The sequence below is a fragment of the Streptomyces poonensis genome (assembly GCF_014650915.1).
Taxonomy (GTDB): Bacteria; Actinomycetota; Actinomycetes; order Streptomycetales; family Streptomycetaceae; genus Streptomyces; species Streptomyces poonensis.
Map to the genome: position 1 here is coordinate 197,181 of NZ_BMVW01000007.1, position 17,553 is coordinate 214,733.

21 protein-coding genes and 3 tRNA genes are annotated in these 17,553 nt (G+C 69.4%); 17 read left to right on the plus strand and 7 right to left on the minus strand.

From position 1 onward, the window contains the following. Positions 1-206: 206 nt before the first annotated feature. The 3 genes from htpX (at position 207) to IE242_RS19530 (ending at position 2,144) form a co-directional block, all read left to right on the plus strand. Entirely contained in the window at positions 207-1,070 is an 864-nt protein-coding gene (htpX, locus tag IE242_RS19520) for a zinc metalloprotease HtpX (protein ID WP_189860985.1), read from the plus strand. Beyond that, positions 1,067-1,462 (plus strand): YccF domain-containing protein, encoded by a 396-nt coding sequence (locus IE242_RS19525; protein ID WP_189860986.1) that lies wholly within the window; start codon positions 1,067-1,069, stop codon positions 1,460-1,462. The genes htpX and IE242_RS19525 overlap by 4 nt, the downstream gene beginning before the upstream one ends. A gap of 115 nt (positions 1,463-1,577) precedes the next feature. Beyond that, complete coding sequence (locus IE242_RS19530; RefSeq protein WP_189860989.1) at positions 1,578-2,144, plus strand: SMI1/KNR4 family protein; 567 nt, start codon at positions 1,578-1,580, stop codon at positions 2,142-2,144. 76 nt (positions 2,145-2,220) lie between these two features. Here IE242_RS19530 and IE242_RS19535 read toward each other — a convergent pair whose 3' ends face one another. Further along, entirely contained in the window at positions 2,221-3,489 is a 1,269-nt protein-coding gene (locus IE242_RS19535) for an APC family permease (protein ID WP_189860991.1), read from the minus strand. Between the two features lie 252 nt (positions 3,490-3,741). Here IE242_RS19535 and IE242_RS19540 point away from each other — a divergent pair, with 252 nt between their 5' ends. Next, positions 3,742-4,008: a GlsB/YeaQ/YmgE family stress response membrane protein gene (locus tag IE242_RS19540; protein ID WP_189860992.1), complete on the plus strand. Its 267-nt coding sequence runs from the start codon at positions 3,742-3,744 to the stop codon at positions 4,006-4,008. 163 nt (positions 4,009-4,171) lie between these two features. Here IE242_RS19540 and IE242_RS19545 read toward each other — a convergent pair whose 3' ends face one another. Together IE242_RS19545 and IE242_RS19550 are read right to left on the minus strand one after the other, a co-directional pair. Then, a complete protein-coding gene (locus IE242_RS19545) occupies positions 4,172-4,660 on the minus strand; it encodes a YajQ family cyclic di-GMP-binding protein (RefSeq protein WP_189860994.1) in 489 nt (162 codons plus the stop codon). A 349-nt stretch (positions 4,661-5,009) separates the two neighbouring features. Beyond that, positions 5,010-5,252, minus strand: a complete 243-nt coding sequence (locus tag IE242_RS19550; RefSeq protein WP_189860996.1) for a hypothetical protein — start codon at positions 5,250-5,252, stop codon at positions 5,010-5,012. A gap of 185 nt (positions 5,253-5,437) precedes the next feature. On the opposite strand from IE242_RS19550, the gene IE242_RS37795 reads away from it, so the two are divergent. Then, the gene (locus tag IE242_RS37795; protein ID WP_229859143.1) at positions 5,438-5,644 is read left to right on the plus strand and encodes a hypothetical protein; all 207 of its coding nucleotides are present in this window, start codon (positions 5,438-5,440) and stop codon (positions 5,642-5,644) included. 61 nt (positions 5,645-5,705) lie between these two features. Here the strand turns inward: IE242_RS37795 and IE242_RS19555 are convergent, their stop codons facing one another. Both IE242_RS19555 and IE242_RS19560 read right to left on the minus strand, forming a co-directional pair. After that, positions 5,706-6,362 carry an SDR family oxidoreductase gene (locus IE242_RS19555; protein ID WP_189860998.1) on the minus strand — a complete coding sequence of 219 codons (657 nt, stop codon included), beginning with the start codon at positions 6,360-6,362 and terminating at the stop codon, positions 5,706-5,708. A gap of 132 nt (positions 6,363-6,494) precedes the next feature. Beyond that, positions 6,495-7,766 (minus strand): amidohydrolase family protein, encoded by a 1,272-nt coding sequence (locus tag IE242_RS19560; RefSeq protein ID WP_189861000.1) that lies wholly within the window; start codon positions 7,764-7,766, stop codon positions 6,495-6,497. A gap of 459 nt (positions 7,767-8,225) precedes the next feature. Here IE242_RS19560 and IE242_RS19565 point away from each other — a divergent pair. The 6 genes from IE242_RS19565 (at position 8,226) to IE242_RS19590 (ending at position 10,856) form a co-directional block, all read left to right on the plus strand. Continuing rightward, positions 8,226-8,298 (plus strand) — tRNA-Thr (locus IE242_RS19565). Between the two features lie 46 nt (positions 8,299-8,344). Beyond that, a tRNA-Met gene (locus IE242_RS19570) sits at positions 8,345-8,417 on the plus strand. Positions 8,418-8,505: 88 nt separating this feature from the next. Beyond that, positions 8,506-8,670: a 50S ribosomal protein L33 gene (rpmG, locus tag IE242_RS19575; protein WP_004571794.1), complete on the plus strand. Its 165-nt coding sequence runs from the start codon at positions 8,506-8,508 to the stop codon at positions 8,668-8,670. A 103-nt stretch (positions 8,671-8,773) separates the two neighbouring features. Next, positions 8,774-9,229, plus strand: a complete 456-nt coding sequence (locus IE242_RS19580) for a MaoC family dehydratase N-terminal domain-containing protein (RefSeq protein ID WP_189861003.1) — start codon at positions 8,774-8,776, stop codon at positions 9,227-9,229. 4 nt (positions 9,230-9,233) lie between these two features. Continuing rightward, positions 9,234-9,662, plus strand: coding sequence for a MaoC family dehydratase (locus tag IE242_RS19585; protein ID WP_189861005.1), 429 nt, complete (start codon positions 9,234-9,236; stop codon positions 9,660-9,662). Positions 9,663-9,800: 138 nt separating this feature from the next. Continuing rightward, on the plus strand, positions 9,801-10,856 hold the full coding sequence (locus IE242_RS19590) for a UDP-N-acetylmuramate dehydrogenase (protein WP_189861007.1): 1,056 nt from the start codon (positions 9,801-9,803) through the stop codon (positions 10,854-10,856). Here the strand turns inward: IE242_RS19590 and IE242_RS19595 are convergent. Both IE242_RS19595 and IE242_RS19600 read right to left on the minus strand, forming a co-directional pair. Continuing rightward, the gene (locus IE242_RS19595) at positions 10,846-11,904 is read right to left on the minus strand and encodes an adenosine deaminase (protein ID WP_189861009.1); all 1,059 of its coding nucleotides are present in this window, start codon (positions 11,902-11,904) and stop codon (positions 10,846-10,848) included. The genes IE242_RS19590 and IE242_RS19595 overlap by 11 nt on opposite strands. Positions 11,905-12,069: 165 nt before the next feature. Next, on the minus strand, positions 12,070-13,296 hold the full coding sequence (locus IE242_RS19600; RefSeq protein ID WP_189861011.1) for a pyridoxal phosphate-dependent aminotransferase: 1,227 nt from the start codon (positions 13,294-13,296) through the stop codon (positions 12,070-12,072). 248 nt (positions 13,297-13,544) lie between these two features. Here IE242_RS19600 and IE242_RS19605 point away from each other — a divergent pair. From IE242_RS19605 to IE242_RS19630, 6 genes are all read left to right on the plus strand, one after another. Continuing rightward, positions 13,545-13,617: transfer RNA gene (locus IE242_RS19605), tRNA-Trp, on the plus strand. A 108-nt stretch (positions 13,618-13,725) separates the two neighbouring features. Continuing rightward, complete coding sequence (secE, locus tag IE242_RS19610; protein WP_030572584.1) at positions 13,726-14,013, plus strand: preprotein translocase subunit SecE; 288 nt, start codon at positions 13,726-13,728, stop codon at positions 14,011-14,013. Positions 14,014-14,090: 77 nt separating this feature from the next. Continuing rightward, positions 14,091-14,939, plus strand: a complete 849-nt coding sequence (gene nusG, locus IE242_RS19615; RefSeq protein ID WP_189861013.1) for a transcription termination/antitermination protein NusG — start codon at positions 14,091-14,093, stop codon at positions 14,937-14,939. A gap of 180 nt (positions 14,940-15,119) precedes the next feature. After that, entirely contained in the window at positions 15,120-15,554 is a 435-nt protein-coding gene (rplK, locus tag IE242_RS19620; RefSeq protein WP_019756559.1) for a 50S ribosomal protein L11, read from the plus strand. A gap of 103 nt (positions 15,555-15,657) precedes the next feature. Next, the gene (gene rplA / locus IE242_RS19625; protein WP_189861015.1) at positions 15,658-16,383 is read left to right on the plus strand and encodes a 50S ribosomal protein L1; all 726 of its coding nucleotides are present in this window, start codon (positions 15,658-15,660) and stop codon (positions 16,381-16,383) included. A 222-nt stretch (positions 16,384-16,605) separates the two neighbouring features. Further along, on the plus strand, positions 16,606-17,484 hold the full coding sequence (locus IE242_RS19630) for an SCO4651 family lipoprotein (protein WP_189861017.1): 879 nt from the start codon (positions 16,606-16,608) through the stop codon (positions 17,482-17,484). The last annotated feature ends 69 nt before the right edge of the window (positions 17,485-17,553 follow it).

Consider the following 17,553-nt stretch of genomic DNA (forward strand, 5'->3'; position numbering starts at 1 on the left):
CACGCGCGCGTGCAGGGAACCCGGACCCTCACGCGCGCGTGCGGCGTCTGCCCGGTCATCCGAAGGCGGAGGGGGCGCCCCAGTGCGCACAAGGGAACTAGTCCCTCCTCCCCGCCGTTGACCAGGAGGGAAGAGTCCACTGAGAAGTGGCATCGACAGCATCAGCAAGCAAGGGTTCCCCTGCCGCACGACTTGGAGGGCGTACCGTGCACCGCCGGCACAACGGGCTCAAGACCGCCGTACTCCTCGGTGGGCTGTCCGCACTCATCATCGTCATCGGCAGCTTCTTCGGGCGTACCGGCCTCGTCGTCGCGCTCCTCGTGGCGATCGGCACGAACGCGTACGCCTACTGGAACAGCGACAAGCTGGCTCTACGCGCGATGCGCGCCCGGCCTGTCAGCGAGTTCGAGGCCCCCGCCCTGTACCGCATGGTCCGTGAACTCTCCACCCAGGCGCGCCAGCCGATGCCCCGCCTGTACATCTCCCCGACCGACGCGCCGAACGCGTTCGCGACGGGCCGCAACCCGCGCAACGCCGCCGTGTGCTGCACCGACGGCATCCTGCGGATCCTGGACGAGCGTGAACTGCGCGGCGTGATCGGCCACGAACTCAGTCATGTCTACAACCGCGACATCCTGATCTCCTCGGTCGCCGGTGCCCTGGCCTCGGTGATCATGTTCCTGGTGAACTTCGCCTGGCTGATCCCCGTGGGCCGCTCGAACGACGACGACGGGCCCGGGCTCCTCGGCATGCTGCTGATCATGATCCTGGGTCCGCTCGCCGCAAGCGTCATCCAGCTCGCCATCAGCCGTTCCAGGGAGTACGAGGCGGACGCCTCGGGCGCCCAGCTGACCGGCGACCCCCTGGCCCTCGCGAGCGCCCTGCGCAAGCTCGAAGCGGGTACCAAACAGCTTCCGCTGCCGCCCGAGCCGCGCATCGAGACCGCGAGCCACATGATGATCGCCAATCCCTTCCGCCCGGGCCAGGGACTGTCCAAGATGTTCTCCACCCACCCGCCGATGGCGGAGCGCATCGCCCGGCTCGAGCAGATGGCAGGTCGTCACCAGTGAAGACAATCCTGAACATCATCTGGCTGTTCCTGAGCGGCTTCTGGCTGTTCCTCGCCTACATGGTCGCCGGTCTGCTGTTGTGCGTCACGATCATCGGAATCCCGTTCGGCATCGCTGCCTTCCGCATCGGGGTCTACGCCCTGTGGCCCTTCGGATACACCGCGGTCGAGCGCCGTGACGCGGGTGCCCCCTCCTGTATCGGCAACGTGCTGTGGCTGGTCCTCGCGGGCTGGTGGCTGGCGCTCGGGCACATCGTCACGGGGCTGGCCCTGTGCGTCACGATCATCGGTATCCCCTTGGGCATCGCCAACTTCAAGCTGATCCCGGTCTCGCTGCTGCCCCTGGGGCGCGAGATCGTGCGCACGGACCAGGCGTTCGGCCAGCGCTGGTAGCAGGGCGCCCGCTCGGCGCGGAGAGGAGCGCGCCGCCGGGGAGCAACTCGCCTGAGCGCACGCTCACTTATCCACAGGCCGCTCGATTGTCAGTGCCGGGCGGCATGATGAATCCATGACCGAGACCGAGCAGTTGCTGGGGAAGGTGGCGGGAAAGGCCCGTACCACCCGACCATGGGGCTGGCCCGCACTTCCCGACCCCGCGGACGCGGACACGCTCGCCCGAGCCGAGTCGGTCCTGGGCTTCCCCCTGCCGCCGCTGCTCGCCGCCCTCTACCTGCGGATAGGCGACGGGGGTTTTGGCCCTGAATACGGACTGCTGCCCCTCCTCGACAGTCCGCCCGCGGCCGAGCCGGCCGCAGTCACCCAGTACCTCGCCAACCTGAGAAGCGGTCAAGAGGACCCCGACTGGCCCTGGCCCGACCGAGTCCTGCCGATATCCCACTGGGGCTGCGGAATGTACGCGTGCGTGGACTGCAGCACCCCCGACGGCACGGTCCTGCTCTACGAGCCGAACGCCGGCCGGGCCGCTGACGCCTGGTACGTGGATGCGCCCACTCTGGCGGACTGGCTGCACGTCTGGATCAACGGCAACGGCTGGTACGACGAGCCCGACGCCGGGACGGACATGGCACCGTGGACCGAGTTCCGCATACGCACGGGAGCCGTGCGTTCTCTGTGACGGAACTGCGCCCACGGGAGCCGCGCAAGCCTCATGGGAAACAGAGCCATCACAGGAACAGGGCCGCCACAAGAACTCAGCCTGCCGCTGCCCGTCTTCGCGATGCCCACCACCGCCTAGCCCCGTACGCGACCGCACCCGCGCCGAGGACGGCGGCGCCCACGGCCACCGACACGCCCGGCAGCGCGAATGCCAGCGTCACGCAGCCGATGAGTCCGGCAACCGGCACTATGCGTGCCGCCGGTGCAGGGCTCAGCGTCCAGGCCGACGCGTTGGCGATGGCGTAGTACGCGAGGACACCGAAGGAGGAAAAGCCGATCGCGCCCCGCACGTCCGTGGTGGCGGCCAGCAGGGCGACCACCGCGCCGACGATCAGTTCCGCCCTGTGCGGCACTCGGTAGCGAGGGTGCACAGCGGCCAGGACACCGGGCAGATTCCGGTTCCGGGCCATGGCCAGGGTCGTCCGCGAAACACCGAGAATGAGCGCCAGCAGCGACCCCAGCGCGGCCACGGCGGCACCGAACCGCACCACAGGAGTGAGTTCGGGGGCGCCGGCGGCCCGTACGGCGTCGGCCAGCGGGGCGGTGGCGCCCGCGAGCCCGCCCGGCCCCAGCACGGAGAGGACAGCGACAGCCACAGCGACGTACACCACCAGCGCGATGCCCAGCGCCAGCGGGATCGCGCGCGGAACGGTCCGTGCCGGATCACGCACTTCGCCGCCGAGAGTCGCGATCCGCGCGTAGCCGGCGAACGCGAAGAACAGCAGACCAGCGGCTTGCAGCACCCCGTCGGCCCCCGACGGCATCCCGATGTCCAGCTGCCCGGCGTCGGACTCGGCGGACGTAAGGCACACGACCACAACGGAAGCGAGGACCGCCAGGACCAGGGCCACGATCACCCGCGTCAGCCAGGCCGACTTCTGGACACCGCCGTAGTTCACCGCGGTCAGCGCCACGACGGCCGCGACGGCGACACCGTGCGCATGGTCCGGCCAGACGTACGCGCCGACGGTGAGCGCCATGGCCGCGCAGGAGGCCGTCTTGCCCACCACGAACGACCAGCCCGCCAGACAGCCCCAGAACTCACCGAGCCGCTCGCGCCCATACACATACGCGCCGCCCGACTCGGGGTGGACGGCGGCCAGCCGTGCCGAGGACATGGCGTTGCAGTAGGCGACCACGGCGGCCAACCCCAGACCGAGGAACAGTCCGGAACCGGCCGCATGGGCGGCGGGCCCCAGAGCAGCGAAGATACCCGCGCCGATCATTGAGCCGAGACCGATGACCACCGCGTCCCCGACTCCGAGGGTGCGCCGCAGTCCGAGCTCCCCACCTGGCTGTGTCATGCGCCGCACCCTACTGATCTGCGCAACCGGAAGACACCGTGCAGGCGTCCTCACCGATAACAGGACATCAACGAACGAACAAGACCTCGACAAACGAGTCGGCGACGGCACGGTGCGGGGGACGGCGCGCGACCGCTGTGACTCTCCGGTAGCCGAGCGGCCTCTGTGTCACACACGGACGGACCGTTCGGGCACAGCCCGGCCGGGGCAGGAGCACAGCACAAGCAGAGAACGAAAGGGCAGGTTCACGGCATGGGCATCATCGGCTGGATCATTCTGGGACTGTTGGCCGGGGCCATCGCCAAATTCCTGCTGCCGGGCCGCGACCCGGGCGGCCTCATCGGGACGACCCTCATCGGCATAGCCGGAGCGTTCATCGGCGGCTGGATCTCCGCCCGCTGGCTCGAGCACCCGATCAACGAGAGTTTCTACGACGGTGCCACCTGGCTGGCGGCCATCGGCGGCTCCCTCGTCCTGCTGATCGCCTACCGCATCCTCTTCGGTCACTCGCGCCGCTGATCAGGTGCCTCGAACCCGTGGCCAGCAGGTGAGACGACGCGGGCCGGTCCGACGCCCCAGGGGGTGCCGGACCGACCCGTGCCGTTGTCGGTGAAGCGGACAAGGCCGCCCGGTGGGAGACCGGCCACTCAGACCGGATCCTCCGGCAGTGACGCCGGCTCGATCACCGGTAGTTCACGAACTGCAGGGCGAAGTCGAAGTCCTTGCCCTTCAGGAGGGCGATCACGGCCTGCAGGTCGTCCCGGCTCTTGGAGCTGACGCGGAGCTCGTCACCCTGCACCTGGGCCTTGACGCCCTTCGGCCCCTCGTCGCGAATGATCTTCGCCACCTTCTTGGCGTTCTCCTGGGAGATGCCCTCCTGGATCGAGGCGAAGATCTTGTACTCCTTGCCGGACAGCTGGGGCTCGCCCGCGTCCAGCGCCTTCAGCGAGATCCCGCGCTTGATCAGCTTGGACTGGAAGACGTCGAGGATCGCCTTGACCCGGTCCTCGGAGTTCGCCTCCATCAGGATCTTGTCGCCGGACCACGAGATGGAGGCGCCCACGCCCTTGAAGTCGTAGCGCTGCGAGATCTCCTTGCCGGCCTGGTTGAGGGCGTTGTCGACCTCCTGCCGCTCGACCTTCGAGACGATGTCGAAACTGGAGTCGGCCATGTCCTGTGGCTCCTTGTATCGGGTGAATATCGGGTGCGGATCGGCGTGCGTGAGGGAGGCCGCCGAGCCCGGTGTAGGTCCCGGGCCGCATCCGCATAAGCCTAGCCATCCGCTTCCCGCCGAGCGCCGATCAATCGAGTGGCGAAGCACCCCTGTGCATCAGGTATCGTTTACGTCGTTGCCACGGAGCACCGCCGAAAAGCGGTTCGAAGAGGCAGCGACCCCGGCGGTGTGGCTCAGCCTTCCCAGGTTCGAATCCTGGCGCCGCCACACTGGGGAAAACCCCCTCCGATCTGCGGAAACGCAGATCGGAGGGGGTTTCTTCGTTCCCTATGGCCGTCGTCCGTCCTTACGGCCGTTGATCGACTCCTCCGGCCTGTTCCTGGGACCGGAGCATCTGTGCCATCGCCTCGAGGCTCTGAGCTGCGGCTGCGCCCCCACCGCACGTCAGGGAGGCGATGAGGCCGCCGAGCAGGCCTGCCCGGTCGGCGACGATGCGGACCTGGCCGACTTCGACCACGAGGCCCAGCAGGTCCAGCCGCAGTCCTTGCGGGATGTCGAGTACGACGCACTCTCCGGGTGGTGTGGTCATCCTGAGCCTCCCCGTCGGATCTCCCCCTCGGAAGGACTAACCGTGCCGTAATACCCCCTGCCGGGCAATCCATGCTCGCGTGGGCGACTGTCGGCCATGCAGGTTCCAGGCGGGCAACCGTCGGGCGGGTCGATTTTCGTCGACGTGTTCGATGCGGCCCTTCGTGCACGGGGCACACTGGCTCCATGTCATCGCGTCGCAGGAGTTGCCCCGTGTGCCGCCGGGAGATCGCCGTGGTCGCCGGGCGGTTCGCGCGTCACGATCCGCCCGGGGCGAGCGGTGAGCTCGTGTCGTGCCCCGGGTCGCGCACGTCGGCGCAGTTGGGGGCCGCCCAGCCGACGTTGGACGGGTATGTCGTGCCCGAGTTCCCCGGTCAGCTGCCGTTGTTCTGATCGCGCGTTTTGATCGAGTGTGCTGGCCGAGCGTCCTGAGCCGTCAGTATCTTTCCCGCCGTCAGTTGCCGGCCACCGACTTCACCGCCACCGAGACGGGAGCCGAGCCGCTGATGGCTTCCAGGGTCAGGCCGGCCGTGGCAGGCGTGTCGACCAACTCCGCGAGGACCGCGGCGACATCGTCCCGAGGGATCGGGCCGCGGCCGGTGTGGGCCTCCAGCCGGACCAGACCGGTGCCGGCGTCGTTCGTGAGCATGCCGGGACGCAGGATCGTCCAGTCCAGGGCGTCCAGGCTCCGGATGTACTCGTCGGCCTCGCCCTTGGCGCGCAGGTAGACGTCGAAGACCTCGTCGCCCGGGTGCTTCGGGTCGGCGTTCATCGACGACACGACGATGTGGCGGCGCACGCCCGCGCGTACCGCGGCGTCCGCGAACAGCACCGCTGCCGCCCGGTCCACCGTCTCCTTGCGGGCCGCACCACTGCCCGGCCCCGCGCCCGCCGCGAAGACAGCCACGTCCGCGCCCCGCAGATGTTCCGAGACTTCCTCGACAGAGGCCGACTCCAGGTCGCACAGCACCGGTTCGGCACCGGCCTGCCGCAGATCGTCGCCCTGCTCGGCACGGCGGACGAGCCCCACCGCCTCGTCGCCGCGCGCGGCGAGCAGTCGCTCCAGCCGCAGCGCGATCTGACCATGACCTCCAGCGATGACAATGCGCATGTCTTCGACCGTACGCCCGCACGGGCCCATCCGCCGAACGACCGCGCAACCGCCGTGCGGTCGTATGGCCGACAGGCCGACCGGCCGAGCGGTCAGCCACTCAGCCGGCCGATCGGCCGACGGCCAGGACCACTACGACAGCTCTCCCCGTCCCTGCCGCGGCAGATCCAGCGCCGCGACCGCCGGTGAGTGGCAGTACTCCCGGACCGCGCTGGTCCGTGCCACCACGCGCCCCTGGTGCACCACGATCCGGCTGTACCCCAGGGACAGCGCCCCCGCCAGCCGGTCGGCCCGAACGGCGAGAAGTTCGGCGGGGAAGCCGGCCTCCACCCGGACTTCGGGCAGCCCGAGCGCCTTCCGCGCGGACGCGCTGACCGCGTCGTAGGCCTCCTCGGGGCGCAGCCCGTACCGCGAGGCCAGCAGGTACGCGGCCTCCAGCGGATCCCCGCGGCCCACGGGGTTCGACACGTCGCGCAGCGCCCCGCTGCCCGCAGCCACCGGGATGCCGGCCGCCCGCAGCAGCCGTACGGGAGCCGTGCCGTGCCCGTCCACGCCCCCGCAGCCGCCCTGCGGCAGACACACGACGGTCACCCCGGCCGCGGCCAGCTGGTCCGCGGCACGCGCCGCCGCATCCTGGGACAGACCCTCAAGTCCCCCACAGGGTCCGAGGGCCACGCCCGGCCGCAGGCCTCCGGCCATCGTCGCGAGGCGGCCGAGCCGGGCGGGATCGGAGCCGTCGACATGCAGGTCGACCGGACGGCCGTATTCGGAGGCGATCTTGAGGACGGTCTCCACGTACCCCGTGGGGTCCGGATCCGCGTCCGGGCAGCCGCCCACCACGGAGGCGCCCATCTTCATCGCGTCCCGCAGCATCGCCAGCCCGTCCGCCCCCGCGATCCCGGTCAGGACACGGGGCATCGCCACCGTCGTCAGCTCCACCAGCCCGCGCAGTGACCGTTGCGCTTTGAGTACCGCCGCGAGTGCGCCCAGCCCTTGTACGTCACCGACATGGACGTGTGATCGCAGTGCCGTCACCCCGTGCCCGAGCTGCAGCAGAGCCGCCTCGGTGGCGCGCCGCTGCACCTCGAGGGGGTCGTACGAGACCGGTCCGGCGGCGTCGGCCGACAGCGCCGTGTCGCTGTGGGCGTGCGGCTCGGCGGGGGCCGGCAGGAGCAGGTAGCCGCTGAGGTCCACGCGTGCGGTGGACGTGCCCCGGTGCCCGGTGCCGCCCGCCGTGAGGCTCCCCGCGGTGCCGACCGCCTCGATGCGCCCGCCACCCAGCCGCACGTCCACGGTCCGGCCGTCGGTGAGCCGCGCCCCGCACAGCAGCAGCGCGGAACCCGCGGCCTGTTCCGGCGAGGGGTCTGACGGGGAGTGGGAAGGCTGCGGCTGGCTGTCGGGCATCGCACTCCTGGGGTAGGGCTGCTGCGGGGAGAGGACGCCTGATCACGCAGCGTGAGACGAGCCTAGGACGGTGAGTCCCTGGCGTCGGGGAGGAGCGCAATAGTCGTACCGGTGTGGTTCCTGGCGGTACAGGTGTGCCGGGAACCCGTACTGGGCGGAAGTTGCTGTTCCGGTCGCAGCCGTCGCGCACCCGCGCCTGCCGCCCGTCCCGGCTTCGCATCGCGCATTCCTCAGGGGCCCGCACGCGGCACCCCGCATCACGTGTCCGCCCCGGCTTCCAGTGCGCAATCGTTCCGGCATCGATCGCTCACCTGGGCCGGCTCCGGCGGGCACTCCCTGCGTGGTTGTGGCCTGTGAGGTGGGAGAGGCCGACAGAGCGCTTACGGGATCGGGTCCGGGCAGGGCCCGCGGAACGGATTTGGGGGAACGGCGGTGGGACGTGTAATGTCTTCATCGCTCGCCCCAATAGCTCAGTCGGCAGAGCGTCTCCATGGTAAGGAGAAGGTCAACGGTTCGATTCCGTTTTGGGGCTCTGGTGTGAAAGGTACCCGCCGTCAGGCGGGGACCGATCGCATCGCAGCGGTGTAGCTCAGTCGGTAGAGCAAGCGGCTCATAATCGCTGTGTCACCGGTTCAAGTCCGGTCACCGCTACTCACAGTAGCCGATTGCGGGGTCGGTCCTTCGATCGGCTACTCTTTTTGCGTTAATCAAGCCCATCCGTTCGTCAAGGAGCACTCACGTGGCTGCCACCGACGTCCGCCCGAAGATCACGCTGGCCTGCGTGGAGTGCAAGGAGCGGAACTACATCACCAAGAAGAACCGGCGCAACGACCCGGACCGTCTTGAAATGAAGAAGCACTGCCCGCGTTGCAACGCGCACACCGCGCACCGCGAGACGCGCTGATTCAGGCTCGTACACGAGGCCGCCCCCGTTGAAGGGGGGCGGCCTCGTGTCGTTCCCGAGCCGATACCGGCCAGTACCGAACAACACAGGAGGTGCCGAGCTCATGCCGCTCGACCAGTCCTTCGTGGGGCGGACCTACCCGCCCACCGACCCCTACGAGGTCGGCCGGGAGAAGATCCGGGAGTTCGCTGAGGCGGTGGGGGACCCCAACCCGGCGTACACCGACCCCGAGGCCGCCAAGGCGCTCGGGCACCCCGATGTGATCGCCCCTCCGACTTTTGTGTTCGCCCTCACGTTCAAGGCCGCGGGACAGGTCATAGACGACCCCCAGCTGGGCCTCGACTACGACCGTGTGGTGCACGGCGACCAGAAGTTCGCCTACCGGCGCCCCGTGCGCGCCGGTGACCGGCTCACGGTCACCTCCACCATCGAGGCGATCAAGACCATGGCCGGCCACGACATCCTGGACGTCCGTGGCGAGGTCCACGACGAGGCGGGCGAGCACGTGGTGACCGCGTGGACCAAGCTGGTGGCCCGCGGCGAGGACGAGGAGGCCTGAGCGGATGACGGCCAAGGTTCAGTACGAGGACGTCGAGGTCGGCACCGAGCTGCCCGCCCAGTCCTTCCCGGTGACCCGCGCCACTCTCGTCCGGTACGCGGGCGCGTCCGGGGACTTCAACCCGATCCACTGGAACGAGAAGTTCGCCAAGGAGGTCGGACTGCCGGACGTCATCGCGCACGGCATGTTCACCATGGCCGAGGCGATCCGGGTGGTCACCGACTGGGTGGGCGACCCCGGAGCGGTCGTCGAGTACGGCGTCCGCTTCACCAAGCCGGTCGTCGTCCCGAACGACGACCAGGGCGCGTCCATCGAGGTCAGCGGCAAGGTCGCGGCCAAGCTGGACGACAACACCGTCCGCGTCGACCTCCTGGCGAGGAGCGCCGGCCAGAAGGTTCTCGGGATGTCCCGGGCCGTCGTACGGCTGGCCTGAGAGAGACGCACAGGTAAGGGGCGCCCTCCATGGCGGGGCGCCCCTTACCTGGCACCAATGGGGGGCCTTACCCACTACGCCAGTGAGGCTTCCCCGGCACGACATGGTGGCCCGACACCGTCTCGTACCCTTGTGCCCGTGCAGGAACTCCACGATGCCCCGCTCGCCCCGCTGACCACCTTCCGGCTCGGCGGTCCCGCGGACCGGCTGATCACCGCGACGACCGACGCCGAAGTGATCGCCGCGGTCCGGGAGGCCGACGACTCCGGTACGCCGCTGCTGCTCATCGGCGGCGGATCGAACCTGGTCATCGGCGACAAGGGCTTCGCGGGAACCGCGCTCGTCGTCGCGACCGAGGGCTTCTCGCTCGACGGCACCCGGCTGGAACTGGCCGCCGGCGAGGTGTGGACCGACGCGGTGGCCCGCGCCGTTGAGGCCGGGCTCGCGGGCATCGAGTGCCTCGCCGGGATCCCCGGCTCCGCGGGCGCGACACCGATCCAGAACGTCGGCGCGTACGGCCAGGAGGTCGCGTCCACGGTCACCGAGGTGGTCGCCTACGACCGCGTCGACCGCCGGACGGTCACCCTCCCGAACGCCGAGTGCGCGTTCTCGTACCGCCACAGCCGCTTCAAGGCCGATCCCGGGCGGTACGTCGTACTGCGGGTGCGGTTCGAGCTGGAGGACGCGGGCGGCCTGTCCGCGCCCGTCCGGTACGCGGAGACGGCCCGCACACTGGGCGTCGAGGTCGGTGACCGGGTGCCCCTCGCCGACGCCCGAGAGACGGTGCTGAAGCTGCGCGCGGGGAAGGGCATGGTCCTCGATCCCGAGGACCATGACACCTGGTCGGCCGGATCGTTCTTCACCAACCCGATCCTCACGGACGAGGAGTTCACGGCGTTCCACGCGCGCGTGCGGGAGCGTCTGGGCGACGACGTCGTGCCGCCCGCCTATTCCACGGGCGACGGGCACACCAAGACCTCCGCGGCCTGGCTGATCGACAAGGCGGGCTTCACCAAGGGGTACGGCACCGGCCCCGCCCGTATCTCCACCAAGCACACCCTCGCCCTCACCAACCGGGGCGGCGCCACCACCGAGGACCTGCTCACCCTCGCGCGCGAGGTCGTCGCCGGGGTCCGGGACGCCTTCGGGATCACCCTCGTCAACGAGCCGGTGACGGTGGGCGTCAGCCTCTGAGCCCGTCCTCGGCTCCGGGAGCGGTCAGCCAGTCGTCGACCCCGGCCAGCAGCTTTCGCTTGACGTCGTCCGGAGCCGCCGAGCCCCGTACCGACTGGCGCGCGAGTTCGGCGAGCTCCGCGTCCGTGAAGGCGTGGTGCCGACGGGCGATCTCGTACTGGGCCGCCAGCCGCGAGCCGAACAGCAACGGGTCGTCCGCACCGAGCGCCATCGGCACCCCGGCCTCGAACAGCGTCCTCAAGGGCACGTCCTCCGGCTTCTCGTAGACCCCGAGGGCGACGTTCGACGCCGGGCACACCTCGCACGTGATCTGCCGGTCGGCCAGCCGCTGGAGGAGACGCGGGTCCTCCGCCGCCCGCACCCCGTGCCCGATCCGCGACGCGTGCAGGTCGTCCAGGCAGTCGCGGACCGACGACGGGCCGGTCAGCTCACCGCCGTGCGGCGCGGACATCAGCCCGCCCTCCCGGGCGATGTGGAAGGCCCGGTCGAAATCCCGAGCCATGCCCCGCCGCTCGTCGTTGGAGAGCCCGAAGCCGACGATGCCGCGGTCCCTGTAGCGCACGGCCAGCCGGGCCAGCGTGCGCGCGTCCAGCGGGTGCTTCATACGGTTGGCGGCGACCAGGACGCGCATCCCGAGACCCGTCTCGCGCGACGCCGTGTCCACCGCGTCCAGGATGATCTCCAGGGCCGGGATGAGCCCGCCCAGCCGGGGAGCGTAAGACGTCGGGTCGACCTGGATCTCCAGCCAGCCGGAGCCGTCCCGGACATCCTCCTCGGCCGCCTCACGCACCAGCCGCTGGATGTCCTCGGGCTCTCTCAGGCAGGACCGCGCCGCGTCGTACATCCGCTGGAAGCGGAACCAGCCCCGCTCGTCCGTCGCCCGCAGCCGCGGCGGCTCCCCGCCGGCGAGGGCGTCGGTCAGCGTGTCGGGCAGCCGTACACCGTACTTGTCCGCGAGGTCGAGGAGGGTGGAAGGCCGCATGGAACCGGTGAAGTGCAGGTGGAGATGGGCCTTGGGCAGCTCAGAGACATCACGTACGTGCTCCATTCCGTGATCCTGCCGCACGTCGCGGTCGCGCCGGTAGCGCTTTCCCCGATCGTGCTCTTGTTCGCACAAAGACCCGAGGAAACGACGAAGCGGGCCTCGATCTGCTATCAGGAGCAGATCGAGGCCCGCACGCGCGCGTGGAGACGCGAGAACGCCGAAGACGCGTCAGTCGCGCGCCTCCGCCAGCAGCTTCTGGATCCGGCTCACGCCCTCGACGAGGTCCTCGTCACCGAGCGCGTACGACAGCCGCAGGTACCCCGGCGTGCCGAAGGCCTCGCCCGGGACGACCGCGACCTCGACCTCGTCCAGGATCAGGGCGGCCAGCTCGACCGAGTTCTGCGGGCGCTTGCCGCGGATCTCCTTGCCGATGAGCGCCTTGACCGAGGGGTACGCGTAGAAGGCGCCCTCGGGCTCCGGGCAGACCACGCCGTCGATCTCGTTCAGCATCCGCACGATCGTCCTGCGGCGGCGGTCGAAGGCCTCGCGCATCTCGGCGACGGCCGTCAGATCACCGGAGACGGCGGCGATCGCGGCCGCCTGGGCGACGTTCGACACGTTGGACGTGGCGTGCGACTGGAGGTTCGTCGCGGCCTTGACGACGTCCTTCGGGCCGATGATCCAGCCCACGCGCCAGCCCGTCATGGCGTACGTCTTGGCGACGCCGTTGACCACGATGCACTTGTCCCGCAGCTCCGGCAGGATCGCGGGCAGCGAGGTGAACTTCGCGTCCCCGTACACCAGGTGCTCGTAGATCTCGTCCGTCAGCACCCACAGACCGTGCTCGACGGCCCAGCGGCCGATCGCCTCGGTCTCCTCGGCGCTGTAGACGGCGCCGGTCGGGTTGGAGGGGGACACGAAGAGGACGACCTTGGTCTTCTCGGTGCGCGCGGCCTCCAGCTGCTCGACCGATACCCGGTAGCCGGTGGTCTCGTCGGCGACGACCTCCACCGGGACACCGCCGGCGAGGCGGATCGACTCCGGGTACGTCGTCCAGTACGGCGCGGGGACGATGACCTCGTCGCCCGGGTCGAGGATCGCGGCGAAGGCCTCGTAGATGGCCTGCTTGCCGCCGTTGGTGACCAGGACCTGGGAGGCCTCGACCTCGTAGCCGGAGTCCCGCAGCGTCTTCGCGGCGATCGCGGCCTTCAGCTCGGGCAGGCCGCCCGCCGGCGTGTAGCGGTGGTACTTCGGGTTCCTGCAGGCCTCGATCGCGGCCTCGACGATGTAGTCCGGGGTCGGGAAGTCGGGCTCACCCGCGCCGAAGCCGATCACCGGACGCCCGGCGGCCTTCAGGGCCTTGGCCTTGGCGTCCACGGCGAGGGTGGCGGACTCGGAGATCGCGCCGACTCGGGCGGAGACCCGGCGCTCGGTGGGAGGGGTTGCAGCGCTCATGGCACCCATCGTTTCAGACCCGAAATGCCCCCGGCACACGGGTTTCACGGACTGAACACCTGCCGGACCACCGGCCGGACCGCGGCCCGCCACCGGCCGATCTTCGGCGGACGACGCCGGTACCGCCATTTTCTGTTCGACGACCGGCCCCGGAACACGTACACTCTCACCTCGTTGGCCTCTCACCGGCCGCACTCGTCGGGTGCACACCGAGCATCCGGGTGGATGCGGTACGTTGGGGGAACCAAAGGGTCGTAGCTCAATTGGTAGAGCACTGGTCTCCAAAACCAGCGGTTGGGGGTTCAAGTCCCTCCGGCCCTGCTACACACACCTTCGCCAGGATGTGTGCGCATGTACGTACAGCAATGCACCGCCGTGCGGCTCAGACCGGGCGCGGCACGGCCACGACCCGGAATCAGGTGAGGACGAGTGACGGACGCCGTGGGCTCCATCGACATGCCTGATGCCGAGGACGAGGCGCCGGAGTCCAAGAAGAAGACCCGCAAGGGCGGCAAGCGCGCCAAGAAGGGCCCGCTGAAGCGTCTGGCGCTGTTCTACCGCCAGATCGTCGCGGAGCTCCGCAAGGTCGTCTGGCCGACCCGTTCGCAGCTGACGACGTACACGACGGTAGTCATCATCTTCGTGGTCATCATGATCGGTCTGGTGACTGTGATTGACTTCGGACTCGACAAGGCCGCCAAGTACGTCTTCGGCTGAGCCGAAAGCGAAGGGCGCCCTACCCGGCGCCCCTTTCGCGTGTTCCACCCCCATGTATCGAGGAAGAAGCAGCCACCGTGTCTGACCCCAACGTGAACGACGCCATGGAGCCTCGCGGGGACGATGTCGAGTCCGTGGACGACGAGCTCGACATCCTCGAGGGCGCGGACGTGGTCGACGAGGCCGAGGCTGCGGACGACGCCGCCGGGGAGCCCGCCGAAGAGGCTGCCGTGAACGTCGTGGACGAGGACGAGGTCGAGGACGACGAGGCGGAGACCGAGGCCGAGGCCGAGGAGCCGTCCGAGCCCGTCGACCCTGTCGCCGCCCTGCGCGAGGAGCTGCGCACGCTGCCCGGCGAGTGGTACGTCATCCACACGTACGCCGGCTACGAGAAGCGCGTGAAGGCAAACCTGGAGCAGCGCGCCGTCTCCCTGAACGTCGAGGACTTCATCTACCAGGCGGAGGTCCCCGAGGAGGAGATCGTCCAGATCAAGAACGGTGAGCGCAAGACCGTCCGGCAGAACAAGCTGCCCGGTTACGTGCTCGTCCGCATGGATCTGACGAACGAGTCCTGGGGCGTCGTCCGCAACACGCCCGGCGTCACCGGCTTCGTGGGCAACGCCTACGACCCGTACCCGCTCTCCCTCGACGAGATCGTCAAGATGCTCGCTCCGGAGGCCGAGGAGAAGGCCGCCCGCGAGGCCGCCGAGGCCGAGGGCAAGCCGGCGCCGCAGCGCAAGGTCGAGGTCCAGGTGCTGGACTTCGAGGTCGGCGACTCGGTCACCGTCACCGACGGCCCGTTCGCCACGCTCCAGGCGACCATCAACGAGATCAACGCCGACTCGAAGAAGGTCAAGGGCCTCGTCGAGATCTTCGGTCGCGAGACCCCGGTCGAGCTGAGCTTCGACCAGATCCAGAAGAACTGAGCCGTCCTCGGTACCTCTGGACCACATGCCTCCGACCAGGTCAGAGCGGCTGCCACAGCCGGTCTGACCTGCTCGGTTTTTAGCCGCGCATGGATACCCGTTATCGTTGTGCGGTATGCCTCCATCCGGATGGATTCGGATGAGCGGGCTGAAAACTCTCACTAGGACCCGGAGAGAGCAATGCCTCCCAAGAAGAAGAAGGTCACGGGGCTCATCAAGCTCCAGATCCAGGCCGGCGCCGCCAACCCGGCTCCGCCGGTCGGCCCCGCGCTGGGTCAGCACGGCGTCAACATCATGGAGTTCTGCAAGGCCTACAACGCCGCGACCGAGTCGCAGCGCGGTTGGGTCATCCCGGTGGAGATCACGGTCTACGAGGACCGTTCCTTCACCTTCATCACCAAGACCCCCCCGGCCGCCAAGATGATCCTCAAGGCCGCTGGTGTCGAGAAGGGCTCCGGCGAGCCGCACAAGACCAAGGTCGCCAAGATCACCGAGGCGCAGGTCCGCGAGATCGCCCAGACCAAGCTGCCCGACCTCAACGCCAACGACCTGGACGCTGCCGCGAAGATCATCGCCGGCACCGCCCGTTCCATGGGCGTCACGGTCGAGGGCTGACCCTCACCTTCGTAGAAACATGCAGCTGCCGTACGAGCAGCCGCACGTGGCAGGGCCTGCTCGGCCCGTACCACGCCTCCTTTCAGAACCCACAGGAGCAGTTGTGAGCAAGCGCAGCAAGGCTCTCCGCGCTGCGGACGCCAAGATCGACCGGGACAAGCTGTACGCCCCGCTCGAGGCCGTCCGTCTCGCCAAGGAGACCTCCACGACCAAGTTCGACGGCACCGTCGAGGTCGCCTTCCGTCTGGGCGTCGACCCGCGCAAGGCCGACCAGATGGTCCGTGGCACCGTGAACCTCCCGCACGGCACCGGTAAGACCGCCCGGGTCCTGGTCTTCGCGACCGGTGACCGTGCCGAGGCCGCTCGTGCCGCGGGCGCCGACATCGTCGGCGCCGACGAGCTCATCGACGAGGTGTCGAAGGGCCGTCTGGACTTCGACGCCGTCGTCGCCACCCCGGACCTCATGGGCAAGGTCGGCCGCCTCGGCCGCGTCCTCGGCCCGCGTGGTCTGATGCCGAACCCGAAGACCGGCACCGTCACCCCCGACGTGGCCAAGGCCGTCACCGAGATCAAGGGCGGCAAGATCGAGTTCCGCGTCGACAAGCACTCGAACCTGCACTTCATCATCGGCAAGTCGTCCTTCGACGACACCAAGCTGGTGGAGAACTACGGCGCCGCGCTGGAGGAGATCCTCCGTCTGAAGCCGTCCGCCGCCAAGGGTCGCTACATCAAGAAGGCCGCCATCACCACCACGATGGGCCCCGGCATTCCGGTCGACCCGAACCGCACCCGCAACCTCCTCGTCGAGGAGGACCCGGCCGCCGTCTGAGCCCACGCTCACCGGTAGCCGCGTCGCGCACGCGCACCAGGACGGGCCCCGCAACCTTTCGAGGTGCGGGGCCCGTCCCCGTTCCTGTGGGGATGCTTCGGAGACGGCCGCGCAAGGTTAGCGGACCGCTCCCGACCGCGTTCCCCGAGCCGTGAACCGGATACCAGTGTCAGTGGCCTCCGCTAACGTGCGGGGCACTGGAGAGGCTTGGGGGTAGGGACGATGACGAGCACGAACGTGCGCCGGATGGCCGTTTCGATCGCTGCGGTGACCGCGCTGACCGGGGTGGCGGCCTGCGGCTCCGGGGGGTCCGGCGACAAGGAGGCGAAGGGCGGGTCGGCACTCAGCCCCGTCGCCGCCCTGCGCCTGGCGGACAAGTCCACGAGCGGGGCCGACTCCGCGCGGGTGGAGTCCACGACCACGATGGGCACGATGATGTCCATGAAGGCCGACGGCGTCCTCGACTGGGCCGACGGCTACACCGGCACGATGACCATCGAGTACACGGGCGGCGCGATGGCCGACCAGATGCGCCAGCTGGGCAGCACCTCGATGGAGGCCCGCTATCTGCCGGACGCCTACTACGCGAACATGGGCGACGCGTTCGCCCGCCAGACGGGCGGCAAGCAGTGGATCAAGTACGACTACGACGCCCTGGCGGACATGGCCGGCGGCTCGGGCGCGTACATGAAGGACCAGATGCAGAACACGACGCCCAACCAGTCGGTGAAGCTCCTGCTCGCCTCCGGTGATGTGCAGAAGGTGGGCGAGGAGACCGTGCGCGGCCAGAGGACGACGCACTACTCCGGCGCGGTCGAGGTCGCGGACCTCGCCTCCAAGAGCTCCGGCCTCACGGCGAGCCAGCTGGCCGACCTGAAGAAGCAGCTGGAGCAGGCCGGCATCACCACGGAGACCATCGACATCTGGATCAACGAGGACGACCTGCTGGTCAAGAAGGTCGAAAAGGGCGAGATGACCTCTGGCACGCTGTCCCAGACGGCGTTCTACACCGACTACGGCGTCGAGGTCTCGGCCGAGGAGCCCCCGGCGGACGACACGGTGGACTTCAAGGAGCTGGTCCAGACCCAGCCGTCGGCGTAGCCGGCGGGAGATGCTCGCACCGCCCCGGCGCCGACGGCCGGGGCGACAGCGGCGTGCCCGCGGCCCCGC